This is a genomic window from Spirosoma sordidisoli (genome assembly GCF_004138325.1).
In the GTDB taxonomy this organism is placed as follows: Bacteria; Bacteroidota; Bacteroidia; order Cytophagales; family Spirosomataceae; genus Spirosoma; species Spirosoma sordidisoli.
In genome coordinates, this window is sequence record NZ_SBLB01000001.1 from 915,908 (window position 1) to 942,804 (window position 26,897).

A 26,897-nucleotide genomic window follows, 5' to 3' on the forward strand; every position below is an offset into this window, starting at 1 on the left:
TTGTATTAACGTCTAAAAAACGCGTGATTACCGGTCACTTACGACTACTTATTTCACGCGTTGAGAAAGAGGGGCGGTAGGTACCATTGCTTTGCATTGTACGGTACCAGGTTTTTTTCACTACACCGTTCGTCGAATTTTTCCTATTCCTTTTACTGGCCTCGTCGCATCCGTATCAAATAGCCAGCCGGTCATACGCATTGACGGGCTGCTGTTGCCCACTTTATTATCCCACTTTTCGTATCAAAAAAATTTCCTGAAGACGCTATCTGTCCCGCAACGAGTTTGAACAAGCCCCTTCTGGCCACATAGACATATTCATATACCTATCTATTAATTCTAAAGAAACGATCATCATTAAACCGAAAATGCCTTGATACTACATATCAAATTCATGGTTAGTCTGTGTTGCAAAAAAATAGTTCAGGCTGTTTTTGATGAACACAACATAGCTTACAAATCGATTGAACTGGGGGAGGTAGATCTTAAAAATCCCATTACAACAGAACAACGGGAGCAGTTAAAAATAGCCTTGCTAAAATCTGGCCACGAACTGATGGCAGACAAGAGAGCCATATTAATAGAGCGAATCAAAACAGCTCTTATCTTCCTGGTTCGGGATGCAGAGCAACACCCCAAGATGAAACATTCGGACTATCTGGTTCAGCAGCTCGACTATGATTATACGTATCTGGCGAACCTATTTTCGGAAGTTACTGGTGTTACTGTAGAACATTTCATCATTGCTCACAGAATCGAACGTGTTAAGGAACTTCTGTTGTATGATGAACTTAATCTTACTCAAATTGCCGAAAGTCTTAATTACTCCAGCGTAGGACACCTTTCAAGCCAGTTCAAGAAAGTTACAGGCTTAACGCCAACCTATTATAAGAAACTTAAACACAAAAAACGTATTATTTTGGAAGATGTGGGAATAGTATAAATCATATATATAATTATATAACAATAACCGTCCAAAAGGCAGACAGATTTGTATAACTATTTATCAGTTATACAAACTTAATATTATGGAAAATAAAAATTTACGCATCCTGCTGTTATTTTTCTTGTCATTTGCCGCGAACAGGGGGCTTAGCCAAGCTTTAGTTCCTAGTTTAGGAACTACGACAAACTTCGCTTTATTCACGGCAAATGGAGCGTTTACAAATTCTGGGGTATCCCAGATAAACGGCGACATTGGAACCAATGTGGGTGCTTTAACCGGTTTTCCACCCGGACTAGTAACCGGGAACACGCGACTACCGGGTTCTTCTGAAGCCCAGCAGGCAGCCCTTGATGTAGTTACTGCTTACAATTATTTAAGTACTACTACGTGTGGAACCACGATCAGCGCAGACTTAACCGGGCAAACGCTTAGCCCAGGGGTGTCCTGCCAGCCTACTGCATCGCCCACTACGTTAAACGGTACGTTAACGCTAAGCGGATCTGGTATATTTATCATTAAGTTAAACAGCGCCCTGACAACCGGTACATCGTCAAACATTGTACTAACGAATGGAGCCCTGGCCAGCAATGTGTTCTTTCAGATCAATGGGGCTTTAGTGGCCGGAACCAGTTCAAGTCTGCAAGGCACTTTTCTGACCAATGGCGCGATCACCCTAAACACCGGTGCTACCCTGATTGGAAGAGGCTTGTCGATAACAGGGGCTATCGTCCTGAATTCCAATACCGTTACGAATGTAGCAGCCCCGCTCCCCGTTACGCTGGTATCCTTTGCTGCTACTGCCGCGCCTGCTACCCGTACCGTTGACATTCGCTGGACAACGTCACTGGAAACCAACAATAAAGGGTTTGTAGTGGAGCGAAGCAAAGACCTGAAAGGGTTTACCAAAGTAGGTGAGATCGCTGAACTGGCAGCCACGAGCAAAGCGCTGAAAAACTACACCCTGGTTGATCTGACTCCCTTCGCGGGTACTAGTTACTACCGTCTAAAGCAAATCGACCTGAACGGGAAAACAACAATTTTCCCGGCTGTTTCGGTGGTTCTGCGCGATGACACCTACGGGGTTTTTCCGAATCCGGTTCGGCACGATGGCCAGTTTTCGCTCCGTCTGGATGAGCCCGAAACAGCCACTGTTCGCTTCTACGGCACCGATGCGCGCTTGTTACCTATTCAGAAAACGAGCATTCAGTCTGGCAACCTCGTGCTAAAAACGGTAGGCAAACTATCGGCTGGTGTCTATGTACTCACGGTTGAGGAAAGGGGGCAAATGCGCCAACACCGTTTAGTTATCGAGTAGTTCGACAATAACTCTATCAACCTTTTTCATCCAATAGTACCTGGCTTATGAAAACAAAATCTAATCATACATCGGCTCCATCATCAAAAAAATCGTACACGACACCCAAAGTCAAGGTGTTGGGCAACGTAAAAAAACTCACCCTGAAAATTGGGTCCAACACAGACGGATTTGGAGGCAGTTTCACGAGTTAATTGATGTAACGAAAGAAGCCTGGCTCCTCAGAATTACGGATGGTGAGTCAGGCTTCTTTCGCATCCTACCTATATTCGCATACAGATATGGTATTTGAACCGACCACCTGCATTCAGCTGACCCGAGATCAGTCCTCTTCCGCTCTGGGTACAGAAACGATCGTGCTGAATTATAAAAAAGGAAATTATTATGAATTGAATGAAGTAGGCGGGTTTATCTGGTCACTATTACAAACTAGACAAGTGCTGTCTGTTCAAAAAATTAAAGACCAGGTACTGGACGAGTTTGACGTAGACGAATTTATCTGTCAGCAGGAACTATTGTTTTTCATAGGTAATCTATTCGATGAAAACCTTATCGAAACTACGGCTTAGATACGCAAAAATCAGCTCGCTGCGCTGGACCGAGAAAATACTGTTGATTTATGTACTTGCTGTACTGATTCTCGTTAAGGTACTGATCCTGCTGTTTCCAGTAAGCTGGTTTATCACGCCCCGATCTGCCCCAGCTTCCCATACCTCGAAACGAGGAATACCAACGGCCACTATGAACAAACGGGTGTGGGCGGTAAACGTCCTCAGCACGCACATTCCGCTTGGGTTCACCTGTCTGATTCAGGCGCTTGCTGCGAAATGGCTATTGAAAAATCAACCGCATGTTCGAGTTCACATTGGCGTACGCAGCAATACCGCCGACGGTTTTTCTGCCCACGCCTGGGTTACCTACCAGTCGGTAACCATACTCGGTGAGCAACCCAACCTGCTGTTCGAGCCAATTTTAGCCTGGACTTGATGCCCTATTTTTACAGAGCCTATGGGCTATCCATCTCGTCCGACTTCCGGCTCCCCCCCCTTCCGGAAAGAGCAGCCACGGCTTTAGTAGATCTAACGATCAGGTCCGGTCAACTGCCGGCAAAGCCACCCATGGTACCCTCGAAAGCCTGGCGGGCGGGCCTGCAGGCCCAGTTCGCTCAAACAGACCAACATCACCTTTGGCTGGACTGGCCTCCACTCATTACGTTTGTAGCCCGCCACGGCAACGAGCTGATTGTAGATACGGCTCAGACCGATGATCAGGTTCTCTCTCTGTTTACGCTCAGCGAAGCACTAGGTCTTATCCTGTTCCAGAAGGGCTACTTCCTGCTACACGGCAGCGCTGTTCGCCTTAGCGACGGAGGGGTTGTTTTTCTGGGAGAACCGGGGGCGGGCAAATCCACTACCGTTGCTGCTTTTGCCGCCAAAGGGGCTGGCGTCATCAGTGATGACATGGTTTGTATTCGACCAGGCCCGGCGGGCGATCATACGTTGATTCCTGCTTTTTCGCAGGTAAAAATCTGGCAAAACAGCGTAGACGGATTAGCCTTACCCCTGGATTCCATGACACCCGTACGGGAGGGGATAAACAAATTCTCGTGGCATGAATCGTTTCCATTCGACGAAGAACCCGTACCGTTAAAACAACTAGTGGTGCTGCTGCCTCCCAACACACCAGGCAGTATAACGACCCCCGTACTCAGTAGCCAGGTTCCCGTCGAATTGCTCCATCATTTTCCGTTACCCGATGCCCTCCTGAATGGCCTTGAACTAAAAAAATGCTTCGAGCAAAGTGTGGCTATTGCACGAACTACCCCCCTTTTCCGCATGAGCCGTCCTGCCACCTTTACCGATTTGTATTCATTTGTAGATCGCCTGAACGCTACACCTTGACATGAAATCGCGCCACTCGACCGAGATCACTCTTCTGCTCATGGCTTGCTCCTGGAAGCCATCGGCCACGCGAAACGAATCCATAGTATTGCTGCTGGAGCAATACACGCCAGACTGGGACCGGCTTCTTACCCTGGCTAACTACCACCGGCTCACCCCTTTTTTGTATCACGCCCTCAACGAAATTCCATCGGTGCCCGATGCTTTTAGGGCAAGCCTACGTCAGGAATGTCTGCATCGTACTACCGACAACCTGATAAAACTTCAGGAGTATCATCGACTAACGGCCCTGCTCGACAAACAGGCAATCGAGCATATCCCATTCAAAGGAATCTACCTGGCAGAACACAGCTATCCCGAACGTGGCCTGCGCCCTATTGGCGATATGGACATTCTGGTCGACAAAAAAGACGTTCAGCGGGTGATCGACATCCTGTCGCCAGACGGCTACCGGATCGGCGATAAACACAAACCTTATTTAGAACATCCGGCCGGTGTGATCTGGGACGAGCTGAGCGAGATCAGTTTATTCAAACCTTACTTCGACACCAGCCGCTTCGATATTGATCTACACTGGCGGGTCAACTCGCTGTTAAGAGAAATCGGCGAGTTTGAGGTAAGCGATTTCCGCTCGACTCCTGACCTCATCATCGAGAATCAGGTCATTCTGTTAGTTCTTCACCACGGAGTCAATAATTCCTGGGAACGTATTGGTTACATAAATGACCTGTATTTTTTGCTTCATCGACAGGATCTCAACTGGGAGTGGCTGCTGAAAACATTAGAGCAACGTCAACTGGAGCGTATTTTTTTCACGGGCCTGCACTGGTGCCAAACTATCTGGGAATTTCCGGTAACGGCCGAGGTTCAACAGCAGATGGATGTGTACAACCTGGCCAGGCTGACCGAAACCCGTGAAAAAAGGTGGGAAAACGAACGGCCGGCCCTGTTCAGAACACTGCTCGTCGATTTTGCCTCTACAAAGGTGGCGTTGATTGATAAATTAAAAGTTTATGGGCACTACAGCCGTAATTTTATGTTTCGATCTACAGTCATCACCATCAACAGCCGTCCGTTTTTCATTCCTAAACGATGGGGCTTTCTTACGGCTATGGTGCGGGTCTTTCTTTCTTTGGTACGCTCCCGGTAGGCAAACAGCCAATCACTGATACTACCAACGGGTTCAGCTCCTTTTTGGTAGTGCAGACAGCCAGAGAGAGAGGTAAATAATTCGACTCAATAACCAGTTGTAACGCGTTTTTTTCTGGATCGGTATTCGACCATTACATACGATGGTAAGGATCTCATTAAATACCGATCGGTCTATAATGTCCCAGATTTCGTGACTGGGTGATGCGATTTGCTCCCGAGTAGCCTGATAAAGTTGCTGCGCAGTCAGATTACCATATTCAACGAAGTTAGCCTTCGTAAGCCGGTTGCTGACGGCCAGGGGTAGTACGGTTTGCAGACCCTGACGAATCAGTCCACGGCCACGCCCCTGATCGAAGTTCACCCAGGCCGGAGTTGCCAACCCCACTTCAACAACCCGTTTGTCAAAGAAAGGAAACGTATACTGGTGGCCGTAATAGGCGCCCATATGCTCTAATTGCTCATTGCATAGCACATTCGTCGTATTGATGATCTGAATAAGGGGAACGGGGTTCTCCGCTGACAGGCAGGCGCTCAGGCCCTCGGTCGCAGACGTTGGCAAGGGGGCAGATAACCGCTGAAACGCCGGCGTAAACGCACTGTCTATCAAGGCTCTATGCACTATTTTGTCGCGGATACGCTGTATGCAATAGGTCATCATCGAAGCCGTGGATAGCTCGAATCGTTGCTGCTGCGCAACCAGCGTACGTAGAAACGTCAGGAACGGTCTGTGTTTGAATCGGCTGACAACTTCGGCACCAACCGTGTACAGCACATACGTTTCAAACTTTTCCCGTTCGCTCAAACTGAGCCACTTAGGGCTAACATGCGTCAGATTCTGGCCAGGCTGGCTGATCCTTTGCCGACAGGCCTGTTGCACCCCCTCCCAGTCCTCCTGATCGATCAACTGATCCAGGTAGTCAAATCCCGTGGTGATGACACTGTCGCCGTCGTGGCCCGTGAGGATGCTGTCACAACCGACCGAGCGGGCTTTTACCGAAACACTAAGATGAAAACTGGATGGCAGAATAAACTGCTCTGGCCGATCAAAAAGGCGATTGATTTCCAGGATAGAGGTAAGCACATCGGGGACGGGCTGTACGGTATGATGCACCGGTTTCCATTTTTCGACAACGGCCTGCACATACGTCGATTCGTCCGTTGAGGCCAGCCCCGTATCAATGGTAAACGTATGTAAAGAAGGACGATCCTGCGCCAGGAGCCGATGCTGGGCCACGCAGCTAACCGATGATGAATCCAGACCGCCACTTAAATGGGAGCCTACATGGCTCTTATTTCCCATTCGGATGTCGATAGCCTGCGTAAAATCTTCGCGGAACAAGGTGGCATAATCAGCGGCCTCTGTCAATCCACTCACCCGGCTCAGATCTGGTTTCCAGTAAGCCCCAACCTGGCTGTGGCTACTGGTCAGCTGAAGATAATGGCCGGGCAGAACGCTGTAAATGGTTTCGTAGAAGGTGTCTGCGCTATAAGGTACATAGGCCGTTGCCCAGGTCAGGTACTCTCTGTATTTGTGGCGATTCGGTTTGACGATTACCTCCCCAATGGCAAGCAGTGCTTTGATCTCCGTAGCAAATGCGCAAAACGAACCGGGTCGATGCACGTAATACAACGGTTTAACACCCAGCAGATCTCTGGCACAGACAAGCGTCTGCCGACGATCGTCCCATAAGGCTATCGCAAAATCGGCGTTCAGTTGATTGAATGACGAGAATCCACGCTGCAGGTAGTTGTCAACCAGGGAATTGCTGGCTCCGGGCTGCGAACCATCAGCGGCATCGGCGACGGCATAAATACCCGCATTTATGTCAACATCCAGGGTGCTGTTAAAGGCAAATAAGGTACCCTGTTTGTGGGAATAACGGTTTACCGTGCCTCTATGCACCAAGAGGGTTTCAATAGCAGCCATGTCGGACAACTCGACAGGCCGCCCATCGAACCGAATTATTCCAGCGATTCCGCCCATATTACTTTACCAGGTTAGTGAACGAAAACTGACTGGTAAAATCAGCCTTTGCCATGACCTATTTATTGACTCAATGCTCCTTATTAATAAATACTGGCACGCAGGAAGAACTAGTAAACAGGTCGACAAAGTGCTACCTTTAGGATTCATAAAAAAGGAGAAATTTTCCTGAAAATGGGTTGACCTACAACCATAAGTCATCAAAAACGTGGGAATAAAAACCGGTTTACAGGTAACGCTTTGGCTGGCTTTGTTACCCGCACTCATGAGTTGCCAGGAACGGGCAACGAGTCCTTTGCCTGACGACTCCGCTTATTTTCCGCTGGAGGTGGGAAATTACTGGACCTATCAGGTATCGACCGAAACGTACCTCACCGCCAATGTACCTACCAAACAAAGCTACCAGCTCCAGCAAAAAGTCAGTAGCTCTTACCAGATGAACGGTCAGCTGGTTTTTATAATCGACGAATTGACCCGACCCACGAATCAGTCGCCGTGGACACTGAAAAGCATCCGTTCCCTGTATAAAAACAGGGTCGAAGTGATTGATCAGGATAACAACTCACCGATTGTCAAACTGGCGTTTCCCATCGCGCCGTCAACCTCCTGGAATAAAAACCTGTACAATACCAACCCGCTCTCGCTCCTTCGGTACGAGGCTATAGTACGCCCGTTTATTAGTGGCAAAAACCGGTTCGATAACACCGTTACCGTTCTGGGAACCAACGATTCAACCCTGGTCAGTCAGGAAAAATACCTTCGGGTCTATGCCCGGTCGATTGGCTGCGTGTACCAGGAAGATCGGTCGTTGGCCTTTTGTCAGGAGTCGCCCGCTTGCCTGGGCACCGGCGCAATCCAGTCGGGCACGACGGCAAAGTGGGTACTGATTGCCTCCGATCGATTCCCTTAATGCAGCCATACCACCTTACCCGTTCGTACGTCAGACCGGCCGTCCTGCCAGCCCAGCCGCAATCGGTACGAGTACACACCCGGCACCTGCGTTTGCCATAACAGCGTATTTTTTCCCGTTAGCACCGGAAACGGCTCATCGAAAACCTGTATCCCATGAATCGAATAGATGGCCAGCCGGGCTTCGGTGGGTAGAGCAAGAAGGGGCAGGTTTAATTCGAACCGCACATACGTACTCGTCGGATTTGGATAGCTGGTAAACGTAATGGGCTCATCGGCGCTTACCACCCCCATGATCAGCGCATAGGGCGGTTGAGTCCGGTTACCGGCTGCGTCTTTCCCGAAAACGGTAAGTTGGTACGTACTGCCTGCTGCCAGCTCCAGTGTTGTTTTGATCTGAAGTTGATTCGGCGACAATTCGGACAGCAGCAGCCGTTGACGGGGAATTTGCGCCGGGCTACAGGTGTCGCAGGTCGAAATATAGACATCAACGGCATCGGTATCGCCGACGGAAAGGGGACGCTCATCGGTCAGGTAAATCGTTAGTTCAGGCCTCGTATCGACTATAGCACCGTTTTCCCGTACGCTCCCGTTGACCAATACCGTAAGAGCCGGACTGACCACGTCTGGCAGAACTATTGATGGATAGCGACTCCCGACGCTGGCTTGCGGCCAGTCTATTGCCAGGCTTGCCGCGTTATTATCCCGGCTCAGTTCGTCTACCTGGCTGTCCGGATCAAGCAACACATCGATTTTTTGCAGTGATCTGTCGTTCGGCAGGGTGTACACCAGCGTATCCAGATACCTGAATGCGGGCATTCGGACAACATGGCTGCCTACCGTTTTGCCGGTCGTTCGAATCGAAAGAGCAACGGACTGGTTCGGCTGAAACCGGCCCAGATTGGCCAGGGGAACAATTACCTGAATCGAATCGCTGTTTTGTAGCGTACTTCCCACCACCGATGCCTGTATGTATACCCCTTTTTGCGCGACAGAAAAATCGGGGCGGGCCAGCGGATAAAGCTGCAGAGCCGGGTCGCCCTGAAGAATCATCTGCAGCAAAACCGACACATCATACAGATTAGCACCTTCTTTTTCGAGTTCGGCGTTTACCTGCTGCTGCACCTTCCCGAACGATTGGCCGAGAGTTGCCGGATTCGTAAATAACGCCCGGTACAAGCTCTTCAGGTACCGGGTTGTTGGTGCTTCGTAACTGTAGTAGGAATGAGCCAGAACGAGGGCAGCTCCCTTGTCCGGAGCCAGCACCCAATCGGTCGACAAGGTGTTGAACCGGGAGAAGATCTCGCCAACTCCGCACCCGTTAAAAATCATGAACGGATAGATCGTATTGCGAAATCCGTTTTGGGGGGCCGAGGCAAAGCCAAAGTTCATGTCGGTGATGGCGGGTCCGGCATGGCCGAAAAAGGTAATAAGGCTTACGCCATCATTGACCACCGGCGCTATATTGACAGGCTCGACTGTACTGTATGGATTGCTTTTGCTGAACGATTTGACTTCTCCGCCCAGCTGGCCATTGACAAACACAGTCTCCAGATCCCGCATCGCCAGTTCCAGGCTCTTCGCTTCAGGTTCCGACTTACCACCGCTGATATGAACAAGTTGCTTGCGCCACAAGCCGTTTGGCGTACCCGCTTCGACATGTTTAACCTTCGTTAGGTAGTCGAGTACCTGCTCGTTGGTCGTTACCGCAAGGCGACCCGTCGGAATAGCCGGCGTGTTCGCGGAGGTACCGCCCAGACCGGCCGTCAGCAACACGTCTGACCCCGGATACCCAATGGTAGGTACCAGATCGTCGGCGGCCGTTTTAATAAAATAAGGATAGCTATTGGCTTTCCCGATCAGCAGCATGTTCTTCACTACTGTTGTCTGTAGCATAAACCGGGCAAAACGCCGGATCGCCAACGGACTGCGTTCGCCGTAATTGAAGGCATCGAACAGGGAGTCGACATCAACCACCAGCGGTTTGTGCCCGCCCCCCGACACCGACGCCCGGTAATCGGCATAAGCCATCGCTGATTTTTTGAGTGACCCGTGGGTAATGATCAGATAATCGGTCGAGGCCGGGTAGGCGAATCGAAGCTGAACGGGTTTTACGCTCAGCGGGTTCAGCACCTGGTTGGTTACCAGAATATCCCGGTTCTGCCCCATGCCGTCGACCACAACCTCTGCGTTACTGGCTATACTGTTTACCGGCAGATAGCGGCAATTGAGCTTATCCGTAACGTCATAGGCGAACGTTGACGAGGGAATATGCTGTATCGCCAGAAGCACGGTCTGCCGCTTACCGGCAGGCAGATGAAATACCTTGCTGCCCTCCCCGTTCATGTCGAACTGCTGAGGATAAGACACGTTCACATAGGTAATGGAGAACTGATTGGCGCCGACGTTCCGTTCCGGTTTGAAGCGAAGCCTTATTTTTTCATCCCGCAACAGGCCGGGGGGCAGCGTTGCCTGAAAAGGCTGGCTGGTAAACCCCAGAAAGCGCAGCGAAGCCAGTGATGTTGGCACACTGTCATTGACCTGAATCTGAATCTGATGGAGCTGGTTGTCGCGACCATTGATAAGGCCCTCTAAACGGATTGGCCAATCAACATTCACACGTCCGGGCAGACTGAAGTCAACCGCTCCAATGGAATCTGTCGATATCAGTTTACCCGACCACCCTTCGCCGGGCTCGAAATAGCTCTGTTGAAGGAACGGTTCAATGCCTTTTAAGTTGTTAAATGTATAGTCACTGGTGAAAGCCTGAACAGATTCCTGCACATGAAACGTCTCGGGTATCAGACCCTCACCAGAACCACTGACAACAGCCATACGCTTACCGACGGATGTCGGACTCGCCGTCAGGAAGTAAGCTGACTGGTCGGAGAATAGCGTCTGGTATGGATGCAGTCTACTCTGGGGCCGATACAGGAGCGAGTCCTGACTGCCGTCGTTCCCTTCCCCATAAAACTCGATGCTCGACTGCTCGGTGAATGTCCCCCCTTGCTGACCGGACATTCGGATGGCTATTTCCTGCCCGCGAAAAAATAACTGCCACCCGGCCGGGTTCGTCTTTAAAAAAGAAGCATCGCCATTTTTTATGTCTGAATAACGTATCCGATGAATCCCTGCCTGATTCACAGTTACCTTCAAGTACGGCTGTCCGGCCCTGATCCACTCATTGCCAATCAGGACCTGCGCCTTTCCGCTAAGCCCGGCACTAAGTAGTCCTATTACCAGCAACCTTTTTCTTAGTAGCATGAGGCAGGTGATTTTTTATATACAATCACTATCAAATATATCCTTAATATATTTAAGAATACCGTTTTTACAACTTCAGAATACATCAGGCAGTAGTTAGATGCATATTCCGCGCCCGAATCAGGACAAGTACTCAGCCGAAGCGAAAAGACAGGCCGGTTTCCATCTTTTATTCGTTCGATGAGCGGCCCTACACCCTGTGGCACCTGGCCGACTTCCTGCGCGGGTGCCGACCGTTGAACGTCAGCCGTCTGACCGCAGAATAGTATCTTAAAAATCAGGACACTTTTTATCCGGAAATTTGGTTGATATAACAACCTACTTTACTTTTGCCGCATGACAGTGATTAAAGAACGAGAGCTACAGACCAGGTTTGCAGAGCGCATGGGTACCCAGGCCATTTTTGTGATCAGTCATGTAGGTCACCTGATGGCACGTCGGGCCAACCGCGAGCTGGCCCGGCTGGGGTTTACGATCCAGATCGAACAGTTTCCGGTCCTGTTTGTTGTCTACTTTGCCGGTGAGGAGCTACTGTCGCAGCAGGAGATCGCCAACTTTCTCCAAAAGGACAAATCGGGCATACAACGCTCGGTACGCACTTTAGAACGAGATGGTTACCTCCGGGTTGTACCGGATAGCGACGACCGGCGCAAGAACATGATCCGCCTGACGCCCGCTGGCAAGATGGTGATCGAACAGGCCCTGAAAACAACCGAAACCATCGACCACGAAGTGATGAGCCAGCTGACTGCCGACGAACGCGATTCGTTTCTCAAAACGGTGATGAAGATCGCTACCCTCCTGGAAAAATAATTTTTTTGCTTAATTAGTTGACATATCTACAGTAGACACGTCAACTTCTGGATTTATGAAACGATTAATTGCACTTTGCTTAGTTTTTGCGCTCGGCACCTCCCTAACCGGATGGGCACAGACGCAACCCCAGCCCCCCGCCCCGGGCGGTTTTCGGCTGAAAGACTGTATCGACTACGGACTGAAGAATTTTGGCAGCGTTCGGCTGGCGCAATATCAGGTAGAAACCGCCGATCAGCAGGCGCGGCAGGCCCTGGGTCAGTATCTGCCTCAGGTCAGCGCTACAGGAACATCTATCAACAACGTCAAACTGCAGCAGAGCGTCGTTCCGGCGGGGGTGTTCGGCCCCGAGCCGCGGGTGTTCATCATTGGGCAGAAGTACCAGACCAACCTGACGGCTCAGGCCAGCCAGACCCTGTTCGACAGGTCGCTGCTGCTGGGCATCAAAGCCAACAAGCCGAACCAGCAGCTGGCCGCCCTGAATACCCGCCAGACGCAGGAAGACGTGATTTATAACATTACCAGCAACTACTACCAGGTATTCGTAGCCCAGCAGCAGATCGCGCTGCTTCGCGACAACCTCGAACGGACCCAGCAGGTGCTCAACATCCTGAAGCTTCAGCGCGACAACGGGGTGATTCAGCCCGTCGATTATACCCGTACGGAGGTTAGCTACAACAGCACCCAGTCGCAGCTGACGCTGGCCGAGAACGATCTGAACCTGGCGCTGAACCGGCTCAAATACCAGATGGGTATGCCGCAGGAGCAGAATCTGGTGCTGTCGGACTCGACCCTGCTGACGCAGTTGCCCACCATCGATCAGGGGCAGTTCGACGCCAGCCGGCTGGTTTCGTTTCAGCAGGCCGAAACCAACCTGGCCCTCCAGAGCCTGCAATACCAGCGGATCAAAGCCGGGTACCTGCCCACGCTGAGCCTGACGGCCAACTACGGTACGGTGAACCTCGGCGCGCAGACCCTCGATCGTATTTTCAGCAACTTCGTCGGCTTCGGCAGCTTCGGGCTGCGGCTGAACATCCCCATTTTCGACGGATTCCAGCGTGACGCGCAGCTGAAGCAGCAACGGCTCACCCTGCTGACCCAGGAAGAGCAGCAGAAACTGAACGTGTCGGCCTACCGGCTTCAGTTCAACAACGCCCAGTCGCAGATTCAGCGGGCCCAGGTGAGCCTGCAAAACGACGATCGCAACGTAAAGCTGGCGCAGGAGGTTTATAACATTACCACCCTGCAATACAAACAGGGTACCAAACTGCTGACCGACCTCATCAACGCCGACAATTCGTACCGCGAGGCCCGTACCAACTACATCAACTCGCTGATCAATCTGTACCAGGCCCGGCTCGATCTCGAACAGTCGCAGGGCAGTCTCCTAAGCTTTTACAACCAACTCTGAGCAATACAACCGATTTATAGATCATGAAAAAGACAACGCTCATCGTCGTCGCAGCCATACTCGCCATAACCGGTCTGATTGGCTTCCGCCTGGCTTCCAACAAAAAGAAGATCGACGAGCAGAAAAAGCCCGCGGTCCTGACCAACGTGGCCATTCCGGTTACCGTAGCGCCGGTTGCCGAAGGTACCGTTAGCCAGCAGCTCGTTAAAACGGGCAACCTGATTCCGTACAAGGAGGCCGACATCATTGCCACCACGGCCGGTAAGGTCACCAGAGTGAATTTCAATCTGGGTTCATCGGTGCGCGAAGGGGCTACGCTGGTTCAGTTCGACAACCGGCTGAAGGAACTCTCGCTGGAGGCCACCCAGCTTTCCATTGACCGGCTGAAGAAAGACGTAACGCGGTACAACACCCTGCTGGCCGGTAACGCCACCACCGAAATTCAGGTGAACGAGACCAAATACAATTACGAAAACGCCGTTAACCAGGCCGAGCAGATCAAAAAACAGATCGCCGATGCCAACGTAAAATCGCCCATCGGGGGTCGTATTGTCCAGAAAGACATCGAACCCGGCGAGTACATCACGGTTGGTAAAGTGCTGGGACGCGTGCTGGACGTAGCCCGGCTGAAAGTGCAGGTACCCGTTAACGAAAGCGACGTGTATCAGCTGCGCGAAGGGCAGGCCGTGAAAGTCTCGGCCGATGTTTTTCCGGGCCGGACCTTCAACGGTCGTATTTCGTACATCGCTCCGCAGGGCACCGAAGAGCATAACTACCCGGTCGAGATTACCATCGACCAGGCCGGCAGCCTGAAAGCCGGTACGTTCGTTAATGTTGACTTCTCGCAGAAATCGGCCCAGAAAGCCCTGCAGATTCCGCGGTCGGCCCTGGTCGAAAGTATCAAGAACCCCTACGTCTACGTCATTGCCGGCAACAAAGCCGTTCGGCGCACCATCCAGGTAGGTCGCGACTTTGGCGACACGATCGAAGTACTCAGCGGCCTCAACGCCGGCGAGCAGGTAGTTACGACGGGCCAGCTGAACCTCAGCGACGGCAAGCCGGTCCAAATCACCCAATAACCAACAGCCCTCATGTCTGTATCTGAAATAGCGGTTAAACGGCCCCTGCTGGTAACGACCATCTTTACGGTCCTGATCCTGTTCGGCGCCCTCAGTTACCAGCAGCTTTCCTACAACCTGCTGCCCAAGTTCGAAGCCAACGTCATCAGCGTGGTAACGACCTACCGGGGAGCCTCGGCCGACGAAGTAGAAACCAACGTAACCAAGCGGATTGAAGAAGCCCTGTCGGCGCTGGAAGGCCTCGACCGGATGACCTCCACCTCGCAGGAAGGCGCGTCGAGCGTGGTTATCCAGCTCAAGAACGGGGTCAACACCACCCTGGCCCAGCAGGATGCCCAGCGCAAGATCGAGCAGATCATCAACCTCCTGCCCGACCAGGCCGACCGCCCCATCCTGAATAAATTCTCGACCGACGAGATTCCCGTACTGCGGATGGGCGTTACGGCCGACATGTCGCCGACGGCCCTTTACGACCTGATCGACAACGACATCAAACCCCAGCTCTCGAACGTGGCCGGGGTGGGTCAGGTCAACGTCATCGGCGGTAACGAACGCGAAATCCAGGTCAACGTCAACACCGAAAAGCTGCGCGGCTACGGCCTCTCGATCGGTCAGGTATCCCAGGCCATCAACGCAGCCAACGCCAGCTACCCGGCGGGTCAGCTCGAAACCCGGCAGTCGCAGTACTCGATCCGCTTCGACGCGTCGGTGCAGACCGTCAAACGCCTGCGCGACCTGATCATAGCCCAGCGTAACGACGGCAGCCAGGTGCTGCTGAAAGACGTAGCCGAAGTCGTTGACGCCACGACCAAACCGACGGCCATCAACCACATCAACGCCCGGCCTTCGATTGGTTTGCAGATCCAGAAGCAGTCAGACGCCAACGCCGTATCGGTGAGCCAGCAGGCGCAGGTCAAAATAGCGCAGCTGGAAAAGCAGTACAGCAAAGTAGGGCTCAAGTTCAATATCGCGTCGGACCAGTCGATCTACACCCTGGCGTCGGCCCACGCAGTTGTTGAGGATATGGGCCTGGCGGTGCTGATCGTATCGCTGGTGATGCTGCTGTTCCTGCACAGTTTCCGCTCGGCACTGTTCGTGCTGGTGGCGCTGCCGTCGTCCATGATCCCGACCTTTGCGCTGATGTATATCATGGGTTTCTCGCTGAACCTCATGACGCTGATGGCCCTCTCGCTGGTTGTCGGTATCCTGGTCGATGACTCGATCGTGGTGCTGGAGAATATCAACCGCCACCTCGAAATGGGGAAAGACAAACGGCAGGCGGCCCTCGACGGCCGGAGCGAGATCGGCTTCACGGCACTGGCCATTACCCTGGTCGACGTGGTGGTATTTGTACCGCTGGCCATGACCGGTGGCCTGATCGGCAACATCCTGCGTGAGTTTGCGCTGGTGGTCGTGTTCTCTACCCTGATGAGTTTACTGGTATCGTTCACCCTGACGCCCCTGCTGGCGTCGCGCTTTGGTAAAATCGAGGTGCTGAACCCCAAATCCCTGTGGGGTAGCCTCAACCTGGGCTTCGAGCGCTTCCTCGACCGGCTCACCAACGCCTACGGCCGTATTCTGGTATGGGTACTGGGTCATAAACGGTACGTCTTCCTGGGCGTCATCGCGCTGCTGGTCGGCTCGATTGCGCTGGTACCAGCCGGTTTCATTGGCGGTGCGTTCATGCCCCAGAGCGACCAGGCCGAAATGAGCGTACAGGTCGAACTGACGCCAACGGCCTCGATCTACCAGACCAACGCCGTTGCGCAGCGGGCCGAGCAGATCATCATGAAGCATCCCGAAGTGACCAACGTGTTCACCAACGTGGGCTACAGCAGCAACGGCCTGGCCACGGCCTCCAACAGCAACCTCGCCGACATCAACGTGAAGCTGGTCGACAAGAAACAGCGGACGCTCTCGACCGAAGCCTTCGGGCAGATGCTGAAGCAGGAAGTCGGGCAGATTCCGGGCGTTAAAGTGACGGTCAGCCCGGTCGGTATCGTAGGAGCCTCGCAGGCGCCGATCATGATTGCCGTCAAAGGCACCAACCTGGCCAACATCCGCAAGGCAGCCGAAATTGTTAAACAGGTCACCACCTCGGTACCCGGTACGCAGGACGTGAAATATTCGGTGAAAGATCCGAAACCTGAAGTGACGGTCAACCTGAACCGCGAGCGCATGGCCCAGTTGGGTATCAACGCATCGGACGTAGGTATCGCCCTGCAGAATGCCTTCCGGGGTAACGATCAGTCGAAGTTCAAGCAGAACGGCAACGAGTACGACATCCTGGTCAGCCTCGATCAGTTTGACCGGACCCAGGCGCAGGACGTAAGCCGGCTGACGTTTGTCAACAACCAAGGCAAAACCTTCGAGCTGTCGCAGTTTGCCACCGTTCAGGAGCAGGTTGGCGAAAGCGTGCTGGAGCGCATCGACCGGCTCTCGTCCATCACCATCAACGCCCAGGTAGTGGGCCGTCCGGTGGGTACGGTGGGTGCCGACATTCAGGCCAAAATGGCGCAGCAGACGCTACCCGAAGGGGTCAGTATCCAGTACCTGGGGCAGCTGCAGCAGCAGTCCGACGCCTTCGGCAGCCTGGGTCTGGCGCTGATGATCGCCATTCTGCTGGTGTACTTCATCATGGTAGCCCTGTACGAGAGCGTTGTGTACCCGTTTGTGGTTCTTTTCTCGATACCGGTGGCACTGGTCGGTGCCCTGCTGGCGCTGGCGCTGACCATGGAAAGCCTGACGGTATTCTCGATTGTGGGGATGATCATGCTGCTCGGTCTGGTGGCCAAGAACGCCATCCTGATCGTTGACTTTGCCAATCAGCTGAAAGCCGAAGGGCACGACGTCATCGACGCCCTGATCGAAGCGGGCAAAGAGCGGCTGCGCCCGATCCTGATGACAACCCTGGCCATGATCCTGGGTATGCTGCCCATTGCGCTGGCCAGCGGTGCCGGTGCCGAAACCAAGAATGGTATGGCCTGGGTCATCATCGGGGGGCTAACCTCGTCGCTGATCCTGACGCTGCTCGTGGTACCGTCGATGTACCTGGTCGTTGACCGGATCCTTGCCCGGTTCACGAAGAAGAAAGTCATCCCGAAAAAACCCCAGGAGCTGGAAGTCGCCAAAGCCATGGAGTAATCGACCAGAAGGCCTGCCGAGCGGCAGGCCTTCTGTATTTACAGCCGGTGCTGTTCGTACAGGGCCAACCCGGCCTGGGTCAGCAGCCCCCGCACGAAGTGGTGCTTGATGGCCAGTTCAGCGCCGGCATGGGGTACGTCCCACTGACTCTGTTCGAGCCACAGCCAGGCCATGGTCGTCTCGTCGAGGTCGGTGCGGTACAGCCCCTGCCCGACCCCCGCCCGCAGGTTGGCCAGCAGAATGGTGTTGATGTATTCGGTTCGGAATGTCTGAAAGTAGGTCCAGATGGTCGGGTAATGCCGCTCGATATCGCGCAGCAGGTTCGGGTTGACGGTCTGTTTGTAGTGAATAAGCCGATCCCAGATCAGCAGCGCACTCGTCATCGGGTCGGTTGCCTGGGTATGAATGGCACTGGCTTCGTGCAGGCTCTCATTCAGCTGGCTTTCCAGTATCTGCCGGACGAGGTCTTCCTTGCTGCTGAAATACTGATACACCGTTTTTTTCGAGATGCCCAACTGCTGGGCTATGTCCTCCAGCCGGATGGATTTCACCCCGAACTGGTTGAACAGCTGCCGGGTCTCGGTAATGATTCGCTCTTTCATGTTCCATAAACCCCCGCAACGGCCGAGAGTTATGTACCACCGGCCCCTGCGAGGTTGTTTGGGGAAGAGTTGATGTGAATTCCACTAGCCCGAATCGCTACCGTTTCACCCCCCAGCCCCCTAAAGGGGGAGTTAACCCCGCCGTTTTTCTCCCCCTTTAGGGGGCTGGGGGGTGTTCAGGCAGCCCTTTGAGCCGACTAAAGTCAGCAGATATCTTCCCCAAACAAGCTCTGAAGGGGATCAATCGGCGTATTGCTGCAACGATTCCTGGAGGTAGGTTTTCAGCTGCGCCACCAGATGAGGGGGCGAAAGAACCTTCACCGCCGGGCCCAGCCGCGCCAGTTCATACACCAGTTCTTTGTTGATAATCATCCGCAACCGGATGCGGCACTCAAGCTCGGTATCGCACAACACATCGTCTTCTGCAAACGGGAAAAAGGGCTGCGCCCGGAAGTAGCGCCCCTGCTGCGGACTGAACGACAGCACCACTGCTTCCGGCTCCTGGTCTTCGTATACCGCCACCCCCAGCGAATGCCGAAAATAACTGTCGGCATCAAAATCGGGGATAACAACGTGCGGAGCGGTTTGATCTACGGCCAGACTGCCCGGCACGATCCGATCCAGGCCGAATACCCGCAGCAACCCATAGTCGACCTGGTAGCCAATCAGGTACCAGCGGTTCCGGTGTTCTTTGATCAGGTACGGAAAAACCCGGTGGGTACTGGGTGTGGGCGCGTCGAACTTTTGATGGCTGAACGTCACGACCGTTTCGTCGCGAATTGCCTGTAAGAGAAAAGCTACATACTCACTCCCCCGACTGTACGGCACCGACTCGAAATGCAGGTAGTGCCGGTAATCGGCCGATCCCGAAAACCGGAACCGTACCGCCTTCTCCAGCTTGTCGACCAGGCCTTCCAGGTCGCGAAACATAGCCAGTTCCTTAAACTGATTCAGCGTAGCCACCGCCGTTTCGAGCGCGGCCAGTTCCTCATGGCTGAACGGCAGCTGAATAGCCATATCGAACGGTGTCTGGTAGCAGTAGCCCCCCTCGCTGCGCCGATAAACGATGGGGGCGTCGTACTCGTCGCGCATGAATTGCAGGTCTTCTTTCAGGGTGCGCTCCGAGACCCCACACAGCCGCATCAGCTCCTCCTTGGATACCGGCCGTCCACCCCAGCGGTTGAGCCGACCATTGATTTTCTGAAGTCGGTCAAGGCGATTTTTAACAATAGGCATAAAAAAAACAGTTTCGTGCAGATAGATTGCCCGATGCTACGAGACCTTTGAACCGCTTACTAACATGACCTTGTAACTGGTAAAGCAAAGGCATAACATTACAGACATGTAAATCTAATCATCGATGCTGGTTCGGGATAACCGTTTACTCACTCGATGCGATTTCTATCCACCATCATGCAGTTTCGACTTACCCTTCGCCCCACCCAGCGCCAGACGCTGGTTCCGTTTAACTACGCGTATCGGCTAAGTGCGTTCATCTATACCGTGCTGGCCGAAGCCGATCAGCAGTACGCCCATTTTCTGCACGAGCAGGGGTACGTGTATTCGACTACCCGACGCTTCAAGCTGTTCACCTTCTCGGACCTGATCATGCCGAATGTTCGGGTCGATACGCGGGCGGGCGGCATGTGGGTCAACTCATCCCATATAGAGTGGATCGTTAGTTTTTACATCGACAAAGCCGCTCAGGATTTTATCATGGGTCTGTTTCAGGACCAGCGCTGTGTGATTGCCACGCCGAAGCACCGAACGGAGTTTATCATTGAACGGGTAGAAGCCGTACCGGTGGAGATAACAAGCGATACGGTTCGGTTACGAACGCTCTCGCCAGTAGTAATTGCGGAGAAAGACGAGCGGGGTATGGATCAGTATCTGCACCCGGCCGACGAGCAGTTTGGTCCCCTGCTGGTCTCGAACCTGCTGGCAAAGTTCGCCAGCGTACAAACAACCTTACTGGCCGGCGACATGACGGATTACGACCCCGAACCGGCTTCGCTCACTTACCGGCTGTTGCCCAATCCGGGGCGGCAAGCGGCCCAGCCCAAATCGAGATTAGTAACGATTAAAGAAGGCGCTCGGGAAGAAACCAAAGTACGCGGCTACTACGGCTTCTCATTCGAGTTGAACGGTCCCAAAGAGTTGCTTGAAATGGCCGTTCTGGGCGGTGTAGGGCGATATAACGCGGAAGGGTTTGGAGCAGTAGGGGTACAATAAATAAGCAGCCCCCTTCAAAACCGTGCTAATGCAACCCCCAACTTGATCTGAGTTTTAGTATTTGAAAACGCCTGCTTAATTAAAAAAAATACGAAAGTTTATGAATCAAGGTATTGTCTCAAAAGATTACTTAATATCTCCTACTGGCGACCCCTTCGCTGACGTGGGCGGGTATGTGATTGAAACGCTTTGGGAAGATCCTAAGCTGAAAGACAAGGATATTCTGGGATTGATTGAGTATGTAGCCAATATCTACATCAATCAATGGAATGCCAATCTTCATGCCTTCTTTCTTAACTCAAAAATTACACAACCTGCTTTCGATAGTAAGCGCAAACTGGCCGAAACGCTGGCTTATTACAGAAGCATAATCAACGAAACGGCTCCGTCTCAGGTTGGTTACTGTCGCATCTCTGGCCGAAAAACAAACTTGTTTGCCGCTGGGCGGGATAACCATATCCTTTCGGGTTCAAGTACGTTTATAAACTTCCATCACGGATTTGAGAGTGGGCTATACTTGTCTAAAGAGATCATCATTCGGTTCTTTTTTGTACCGCTGGGCGTCACGCAGTTGGGCGACAAAATCGGGCTTATCAGCAGTAATAACAGCGTTGTTGCAAAATACTACGTACAGCAGTTGTTGAACGGTACCGATGGACATTTAACGGCTATCGGACGTGGGCTAGCCAGCGGGGTTGCTCGTTCTGAGTACGGCATCGTAGCTAATGCCCTCTTTTCCTTTGCTGATTCCTGCGTTAAAAATATTAGGCCAGCCGTGTTTACACGGCTTGATGAGAATGTCGTAGAGATTCGCGATACCACGTTGAGCTTGTATCACTTCACCAACTTTGGCGCAAAACCAGAGGTGGTCATGTATCAGCTCCCAGCTACAATATTCGGCTTCTACGCGCTTTGTCAAACGGTAGTTTACGCTGAACAATGGCGTCCGTTTGTAGCCGCTCATTATCGCAATTCGAAATATAAGGATGCAAGGTATAATCAAGACTCAAACACGTGGGTATCTACCAAAGAAGAGCTGGCTTACGATTCGTTCAGCACGTGGCGCAATGTCATTTTAGAGCGCTTGCTAAACGGTGGAACCTTGATTCCTTATTTCAAAGAGTGGATTCGCAAACACAAGTTTCCCTTTCAGATCGTTGAGAACTACCTTTTTTATGTAATGAATATGGATAAACGAACCCTGCAAAAAATTAAAGATGTCGCGGGCTTTATCGTCAGCCGCGACGAGGATAGTATCAAAAAAGCCATCCTCCGACTCAACCGAGCGAAGTACGTTCAGGAAGTAAGACAGTATCTGCTGAAACTGATTGACGACAACTACAAGGCTAATCCTGTCACACCTTTAATTCGGCTGGACGACGTGGAATACTTGTTTCCCGAAACCGTTAGCTGGCGAGAAATCAGAGACTTACTGCTGATTGCGATTTACGAGAAACTTCATGATAACCACATGATTGTGCCAACAGAAATAGAAGAACAAGAATTAGAAACCTCTGAAAACGACTAATCATGAATTTGAAAACCCAAGGCTTTGTCCTACTGGACGTTGACGTTGTCGCGCTGAACAACGCTGGAAAAAGTAGCAGTAGCAATTTTGAAAATGCCGTAGCTACAAAAAAGATAACGAAGAATGGTCGTACGCATACGTACGTATCGGGGCAGGCCTGGCGGTATTGGTGGCGTGAAGCCTTGCAACGTAACGTAGGCTGGTCGTTGTCCCCAATTACTCGTGATAACAAAATCGCTTTCACCGAAGCCAATCCTTTTCTGTATCCTGACGACGACGTTTTTGGGTATATGAAAGCCGTCAAGGAAGAAGTAATTGATGAAAAGGGAAAAGCTAAGAAAGTTGATGCTACAGTGACGCGCGTTTCTCCGCTGAAAAACTCGGCGATTGTTTCAGTTGGCTCGGCACGGACGGTCGAAAACTGGTCGAGTATGGCCCGTCAGGATGGCGATTCTGTACCTTATAGCAAGGAAGAGTACAGCGCTATTATGAAGGGTATGTTTTCGCTTGACTTGGCTCAGCTTGGCACGTTTGCCAGTTATAATAAAACAGGTTTCAAGAATATTACGCAAAAGCTGCGGACCGAAGCACTTAATCAGGGGGCAGTGGAGATTGACGATCCATACGTCAAAGACGGTAAGGGTAATCCGCAAAAGCTGGTTCAGCTAGCCAAAGACGTTCGTTTGGAGCGGGCGAAGGGGACGATTCAGGCGCTGAAAACCATTTCGGGCGGAGCCATGCAAACGAACAACATGGGTGACGTAACACCAAAGTTCATTGTGCTGGCAACAACGAGCAGCGGTAATCATCCTTTCTCGCATATTGTTGCGAGCGAAGGTATGAATCATGACCGAGTTGTGCTGAATTTGGAGGGACTGAAGGAGGTGCTGAGAGATTACAACGAGCAGTTTATTGGTACAGTCTTTATTGGCAAGCGCAGTGGTTTTTTGAATGAGTATAACGATTCTCTGAAAGAACTGCTGTCGCTTGGCGAAGGCTACCCAACCGTTCAGATTGGAACAATCAATGAAACGATTGATGCGTATTGCAATCAACTCGAAAACCAGCTATCCTGATGCAAGTTCATGTTGTGGACATAAGCAGTTGGACGGCCAGTTTCCGATACCCTAATCTGATCAGTGGTGTTCAACCGACGCTTGAAGTGCCACCGGTCAGTACAGTACTGGGGTTGATTAATGCAGCCGCAGGACAGTATTTGAGCCATCAGGAGCTTAAATTGGGCTACTATTTTCAGTTCGAAGCCAAGGCGTCTGACCTGGAAACCATCTACCAAATTGACAGTAATAATGGTAGAGCCACGAACAACGCTAAGTCGAACATCATCCGGCGTGAGTTCCTATATAATGCAAAGCTCAAAATCTACCTGACCGATAAAATCCTGGCTGATTTTTTCCGGCAGCCTTACTATCCTTTAGTGCTTGGGCGGATGAATGATCTGGCGACTGTCGACCAAATAACAACCGTTGACTTGCCTGAAGTGGCGTACTCGTCTCGCATAGCCGGCCAGGTAATACCGTTCAGAGAGAACCATCTGGCCGGTCAGATTCAGGCACTACCTAAATACTTTACAGACACGTTTCCCCGTCAGAACGTAGGAACAGAGCCGTATTCCGTCATTAGCTACCTCACGCCAGTCAAGGGTAATTTATCGGCTATTCATGACGAAAAGGTAGGCAAAGAAGGAGTTGATATTTATCTGCACCAATTAGATTTCTCTGAATATGACTAAGCCGTATGATGAAATTCTAGCTAAGTCAGAACCAAGGCTCACCTTACAGGAACATGTTGACGATTGCTTGCTGATCTGGGAAAGATTGCAAACTATTTTTCCTCAGATCAGCAAGCTACAACTCTCGTATGATTTTTGGCGAGTACTGCATCTTGCTATTGTTTGCCATGATCTGGGGAAAGGGCACATTGATTTTCAGAAGGTATTACGTGGTGAATCGAACCAATGGCGTAAGCAGCGGCACGAATTGTTTTCACTACCGTTCATCGATGGGTTAGAAGAGGACAAGCCTATTCGGGAGCTAATTCGATTAGTTGTAGCAGGACATCACAAAGATTACGAGCAGCTTTGGCTGAAATATATCTGTGATTTCTATCAATCTGACGATGATGCGTTTGGACTGCCGGGGGCAGATGGTCGTCTTGATTACGAAGGCGAGTTCCGTCGAAACGTTCGTGAGAAATTACTGATTCAGTTAGCCGCTGACGAGTACGGTGTCAAGCTCGGTAAATTTTCTGTTCGGCATCCCGAGCAGGTAGTCCTCTCTTATCAGGGACAGATCAGCAAAATGAATACGTCCAATCCAGCGTATATTGAGTTGCTGCTTTTGTTTGGCGGGCTAAAGCATTGCGACCATCTGGGCTCTGCCCGAGTTAAAGAATTGTTATGTATTTCTGATGAACAGTTTCAGTTTCTGGATCAGAAGCGCATAAATCTTAGAGCGAAAGGGGCTGACTTTTATGATCATCAATTGTCCTGTGCGAGCGTCATAGGTAACCTGATTCTTACGTCGCCAACTGGTTCGGGCAAAACAGAAAGTGCCATTATCTGGCTACGTCAGCAAATGAAGCACTTCGGCCAAGGGCGGGTTTTCTACATCCTACCATTCACGGCTTCCATCAACGCGATGTACGAGCGGCTTGGCAGAGAAATGGGTCAGCCATACGTCGGAATGCTACACGGCAAACTCAGTGATTATCTGTATGACTACTTTGATGATTTCCAATATTCGCTTAGTCAGAAAAAAGAGAAGATTGATGAGCTAAAGGACAAGTTCAAAACGCTTGTTACGCCCGTCAAAGTGGTAACACCGTTTCAGCTATTAAAACACTTGTTTGGCTTAAAAGGCTTTGAGCAAGGTCTGTTTGAGATGGTAGGTAGCTACTTCATCTTCGACGAAATTCACGCGTATAGTCCTGACGTGTTTGCCCAGATCAAGGTGTTGCTTCAATACGCTGTGAAGCATCTCTATGTCAAGGTAATGGTCATGACGGCGACCATGCCAACGTTTCTGAAAAAAGAGTTGGAAGAAGCCATTGGTGAGTTTACGGAGATCAAAGCATCGGATAGTCTATACAGTCAATTCGTTCGCCACCGGCTTCAATTGCAGGAAGGGCTATTAACGGAGAATCTTAGCCTGATTCGGAAAGCGTTGAATGTCGGAAAAAAAGTGCTGGTCGTTTGTAATACCGTTAAAAATGCACAGTTAGTTTTCAATGAACTGAGAGAGGATTGCGACAACGCCGTTCTTTTACACAGTGCATTCAACGGGGTAGATCGAACTCAACATGAATTGGCGTTAAAGCGTGGTGAAGAGGACGGATCGATAAAACTTTTAGTTGGAACACAAGCTATTGAAGTCAGCTTAGATATTGACTACGATCTGATTTTCACCGAACCAGCTCCCATTGATGCACTCATTCAACGATTTGGGCGCGTAAATCGAAAGCGAGAAAAAGGGGAAAGCCCAGTGATTGTTTTTCGGGAATCTAATCCGACAGATCGATACATTTATCCTACCGAGATCGTAGCACTTACGATTAATGCCTTTGAAAAAATTATCGCCGAAAAAGCTGGTGTTATAGAGGAAGGAAAGCTACAGCAGTATATTGATTTCGTTTATCCAGACTGGCAACCTAAGCAGAAAGAGCAGTTCGATCTAATTTACGATCGATTATCTGTGTCGTCAGAGCAACTTGTTCCTATGTATCGATCTAAATTGGGAGAGGAGGACTTCTACAAACAATTTGATGGAATAAAGGTACTGCCGGTAATTTTACAAGAAGCTTATATTCAGCGGCTGAGCCAGTTTGATTTTATTGGCGCAGAGAGCCTTAAGGTGCAAGTTCGTAAAAATAAGTTTGCTCAGTTGATGCGAGAGAATGATCAGAATCTTCAGGCGCAGATGTACTCTATCGAAAAGAAAGATGGTTCGCTTCTTGAAATAAAGTATTTCATTTTGACCAAGAAATACGATCCTGAGTTTGGGCTTCTTTACGATCAGCAAGAGGAGTGGACCGATACATCTGGCTTTGATTTTGATTCATGACCATCACCGGCACGTATATCAAATACTACATGGTTTGCCACCGGAAAACCTGGTTGTTTCACCATAAGATCGAGATGGAGCACACGTCGGAGCTGGTCGCAGAAGGCTCGTTCATTGGAGAGAAATCATACCCCCAGCGCGCTGAACGCTATCGGGAACTTCTACTCGACGGCTCTAAAATCGACTTCTACGACCCCAATGACAAAGTGGTGCATGAAATAAAGAAGTCCGATAAGTTGGAGCATTCGCATGTGGCTCAGGTACAGTTTTACCTGTATCTGCTTCGTAAAAACGGCATCGAGGGCGCTACCGGATTGATCGAGTACCCCAAGCTTCGGCAGACGCAGGCCGTCCGGCTCGAAGTCGAGGATATTCCAGTAGTGGAAGAGTGGATTCGGGATATTGAACGAATCGTGGATAGTGAGCAGTGTCCGGGCCGGATCAGCAAATCGAAATGCCGGTCGTGCAGTTATTTTGATTTCTGCTATGTCGAAGAATCCAGTGAATAAAATCGAACAGCCGAAGCGGAGCAATAGCT

Annotated in this window: 21 protein-coding genes; 17 read left to right on the top strand and 4 right to left on the bottom strand. The window is 51.2% G+C overall.

Annotated features, from left to right (window positions below):
- Positions 1-394 precede the first annotated feature (394 nt).
- The 6 genes from EQG79_RS04010 to EQG79_RS04035 all read left to right on the top strand — a co-directional run bounded on the left by EQG79_RS04010 (position 395) and on the right by EQG79_RS04035 (position 5,312).
- Positions 395-943, top strand: a complete 549-nt coding sequence (locus EQG79_RS04010) for a helix-turn-helix domain-containing protein (protein ID WP_236648674.1) — start codon at positions 395-397, stop codon at positions 941-943.
- An 85-nt stretch (positions 944-1,028) separates the two neighbouring features.
- Positions 1,029-2,261 carry an ice-binding family protein gene (locus EQG79_RS04015; RefSeq protein ID WP_129600091.1) on the top strand — a complete coding sequence of 411 codons (1,233 nt, stop codon included), beginning with the start codon at positions 1,029-1,031 and terminating at the stop codon, positions 2,259-2,261.
- A gap of 281 nt (positions 2,262-2,542) precedes the next feature.
- On the top strand, positions 2,543-2,830 hold the full coding sequence (locus tag EQG79_RS04020; RefSeq protein WP_077920473.1) for a PqqD family peptide modification chaperone: 288 nt from the start codon (positions 2,543-2,545) through the stop codon (positions 2,828-2,830).
- Positions 2,802-3,248, top strand: coding sequence for a lasso peptide biosynthesis B2 protein (locus EQG79_RS04025; protein WP_129600093.1), 447 nt, complete (start codon positions 2,802-2,804; stop codon positions 3,246-3,248). Before EQG79_RS04020 ends, EQG79_RS04025 begins: the two co-directional genes overlap by 29 nt.
- 131 nt (positions 3,249-3,379) lie before the next feature.
- On the top strand, positions 3,380-4,162 hold the full coding sequence (locus tag EQG79_RS04030; protein ID WP_240699266.1) for a serine kinase: 783 nt from the start codon (positions 3,380-3,382) through the stop codon (positions 4,160-4,162).
- A gap of 1 nt (position 4,163) precedes the next feature.
- Positions 4,164-5,312 carry a nucleotidyltransferase domain-containing protein gene (locus EQG79_RS04035; protein WP_129600097.1) on the top strand — a complete coding sequence of 383 codons (1,149 nt, stop codon included), beginning with the start codon at positions 4,164-4,166 and terminating at the stop codon, positions 5,310-5,312.
- Between the two features lie 33 nt (positions 5,313-5,345).
- On the opposite strand, the gene EQG79_RS04040 is transcribed toward EQG79_RS04035, so the two are convergent.
- Positions 5,346-7,241 carry an asparagine synthase-related protein gene (locus EQG79_RS04040; protein ID WP_240699267.1) on the bottom strand — a complete coding sequence of 632 codons (1,896 nt, stop codon included), beginning with the start codon at positions 7,239-7,241 and terminating at the stop codon, positions 5,346-5,348.
- Between the two features lie 322 nt (positions 7,242-7,563).
- Between EQG79_RS04040 and EQG79_RS04045 the strand changes: the two genes are divergently transcribed.
- Positions 7,564-8,208: a hypothetical protein gene (locus tag EQG79_RS04045; RefSeq protein WP_129600101.1), complete on the top strand. Its 645-nt coding sequence runs from the start codon at positions 7,564-7,566 to the stop codon at positions 8,206-8,208.
- Here EQG79_RS04045 and porU2 read toward each other — a convergent pair.
- Entirely contained in the window at positions 8,205-11,471 is a 3,267-nt protein-coding gene (porU2, locus tag EQG79_RS04050; RefSeq protein ID WP_129600103.1) for a putative type IX secretion system sortase PorU2, read from the bottom strand. The two genes, EQG79_RS04045 and porU2, sit on opposite strands and share 4 nt — an antisense overlap.
- Before the next feature lie 336 nt (positions 11,472-11,807).
- Here porU2 and EQG79_RS04055 point away from each other — a divergent pair, with 336 nt between their 5' ends.
- Genes EQG79_RS04055 through EQG79_RS04070 form a run of 4 tightly spaced genes read left to right on the top strand, consistent with a single transcriptional unit; the run spans position 11,808 to position 17,918 of the window.
- Entirely contained in the window at positions 11,808-12,284 is a 477-nt protein-coding gene (locus EQG79_RS04055) for a MarR family winged helix-turn-helix transcriptional regulator (RefSeq protein ID WP_129600105.1), read from the top strand.
- A gap of 55 nt (positions 12,285-12,339) precedes the next feature.
- Entirely contained in the window at positions 12,340-13,695 is a 1,356-nt protein-coding gene (locus EQG79_RS04060) for a TolC family protein (protein WP_129600107.1), read from the top strand.
- A gap of 23 nt (positions 13,696-13,718) precedes the next feature.
- On the top strand, positions 13,719-14,774 hold the full coding sequence (locus EQG79_RS04065) for an efflux RND transporter periplasmic adaptor subunit (protein WP_129600109.1): 1,056 nt from the start codon (positions 13,719-13,721) through the stop codon (positions 14,772-14,774).
- Positions 14,775-14,786: 12 nt separating this feature from the next.
- Positions 14,787-17,918: an efflux RND transporter permease subunit gene (locus EQG79_RS04070; RefSeq protein ID WP_077920483.1), complete on the top strand. Its 3,132-nt coding sequence runs from the start codon at positions 14,787-14,789 to the stop codon at positions 17,916-17,918.
- 38 nt (positions 17,919-17,956) lie between these two features.
- Here EQG79_RS04070 and EQG79_RS04075 read toward each other — a convergent pair whose 3' ends face one another.
- Together EQG79_RS04075 and EQG79_RS04080 are read right to left on the bottom strand one after the other, a co-directional pair.
- Positions 17,957-18,520 carry a TetR/AcrR family transcriptional regulator gene (locus EQG79_RS04075; protein WP_077920484.1) on the bottom strand — a complete coding sequence of 188 codons (564 nt, stop codon included), beginning with the start codon at positions 18,518-18,520 and terminating at the stop codon, positions 17,957-17,959.
- 240 nt (positions 18,521-18,760) lie between these two features.
- The gene (locus EQG79_RS04080) at positions 18,761-19,756 is read right to left on the bottom strand and encodes a helix-turn-helix transcriptional regulator (protein WP_129600111.1); all 996 of its coding nucleotides are present in this window, start codon (positions 19,754-19,756) and stop codon (positions 18,761-18,763) included.
- A 156-nt stretch (positions 19,757-19,912) separates the two neighbouring features.
- On the opposite strand from EQG79_RS04080, the gene cas6 reads away from it, so the two are divergent.
- The 6 genes from cas6 to cas4 all read left to right on the top strand — a co-directional run bounded on the left by cas6 (position 19,913) and on the right by cas4 (position 26,868).
- Entirely contained in the window at positions 19,913-20,752 is an 840-nt protein-coding gene (cas6, locus tag EQG79_RS04085) for a CRISPR-associated endoribonuclease Cas6 (RefSeq protein WP_129600113.1), read from the top strand.
- Positions 20,753-20,852: 100 nt separating this feature from the next.
- On the top strand, positions 20,853-22,280 hold the full coding sequence (gene cas8a1 / locus EQG79_RS04090) for a type I-B CRISPR-associated protein Cas8b1/Cst1 (RefSeq protein ID WP_129600115.1): 1,428 nt from the start codon (positions 20,853-20,855) through the stop codon (positions 22,278-22,280).
- A 2-nt stretch (positions 22,281-22,282) separates the two neighbouring features.
- On the top strand, positions 22,283-23,356 hold the full coding sequence (cas7i, locus tag EQG79_RS04095; protein ID WP_129600117.1) for a type I-B CRISPR-associated protein Cas7/Cst2/DevR: 1,074 nt from the start codon (positions 22,283-22,285) through the stop codon (positions 23,354-23,356).
- Positions 23,356-24,030, top strand: a complete 675-nt coding sequence (cas5b, locus tag EQG79_RS04100) for a type I-B CRISPR-associated protein Cas5b (protein ID WP_129600119.1) — start codon at positions 23,356-23,358, stop codon at positions 24,028-24,030. Before cas7i ends, cas5b begins: the two co-directional genes overlap by 1 nt.
- Positions 24,023-26,359 carry a CRISPR-associated helicase Cas3' gene (gene cas3 / locus EQG79_RS04105; protein WP_129600121.1) on the top strand — a complete coding sequence of 779 codons (2,337 nt, stop codon included), beginning with the start codon at positions 24,023-24,025 and terminating at the stop codon, positions 26,357-26,359. Before cas5b ends, cas3 begins: the two co-directional genes overlap by 8 nt.
- Positions 26,356-26,868: a CRISPR-associated protein Cas4 gene (gene cas4 / locus EQG79_RS04110; protein ID WP_129600123.1), complete on the top strand. Its 513-nt coding sequence runs from the start codon at positions 26,356-26,358 to the stop codon at positions 26,866-26,868. The genes cas3 and cas4 overlap by 4 nt, the downstream gene beginning before the upstream one ends.
- Positions 26,869-26,897 lie beyond the last annotated feature (29 nt).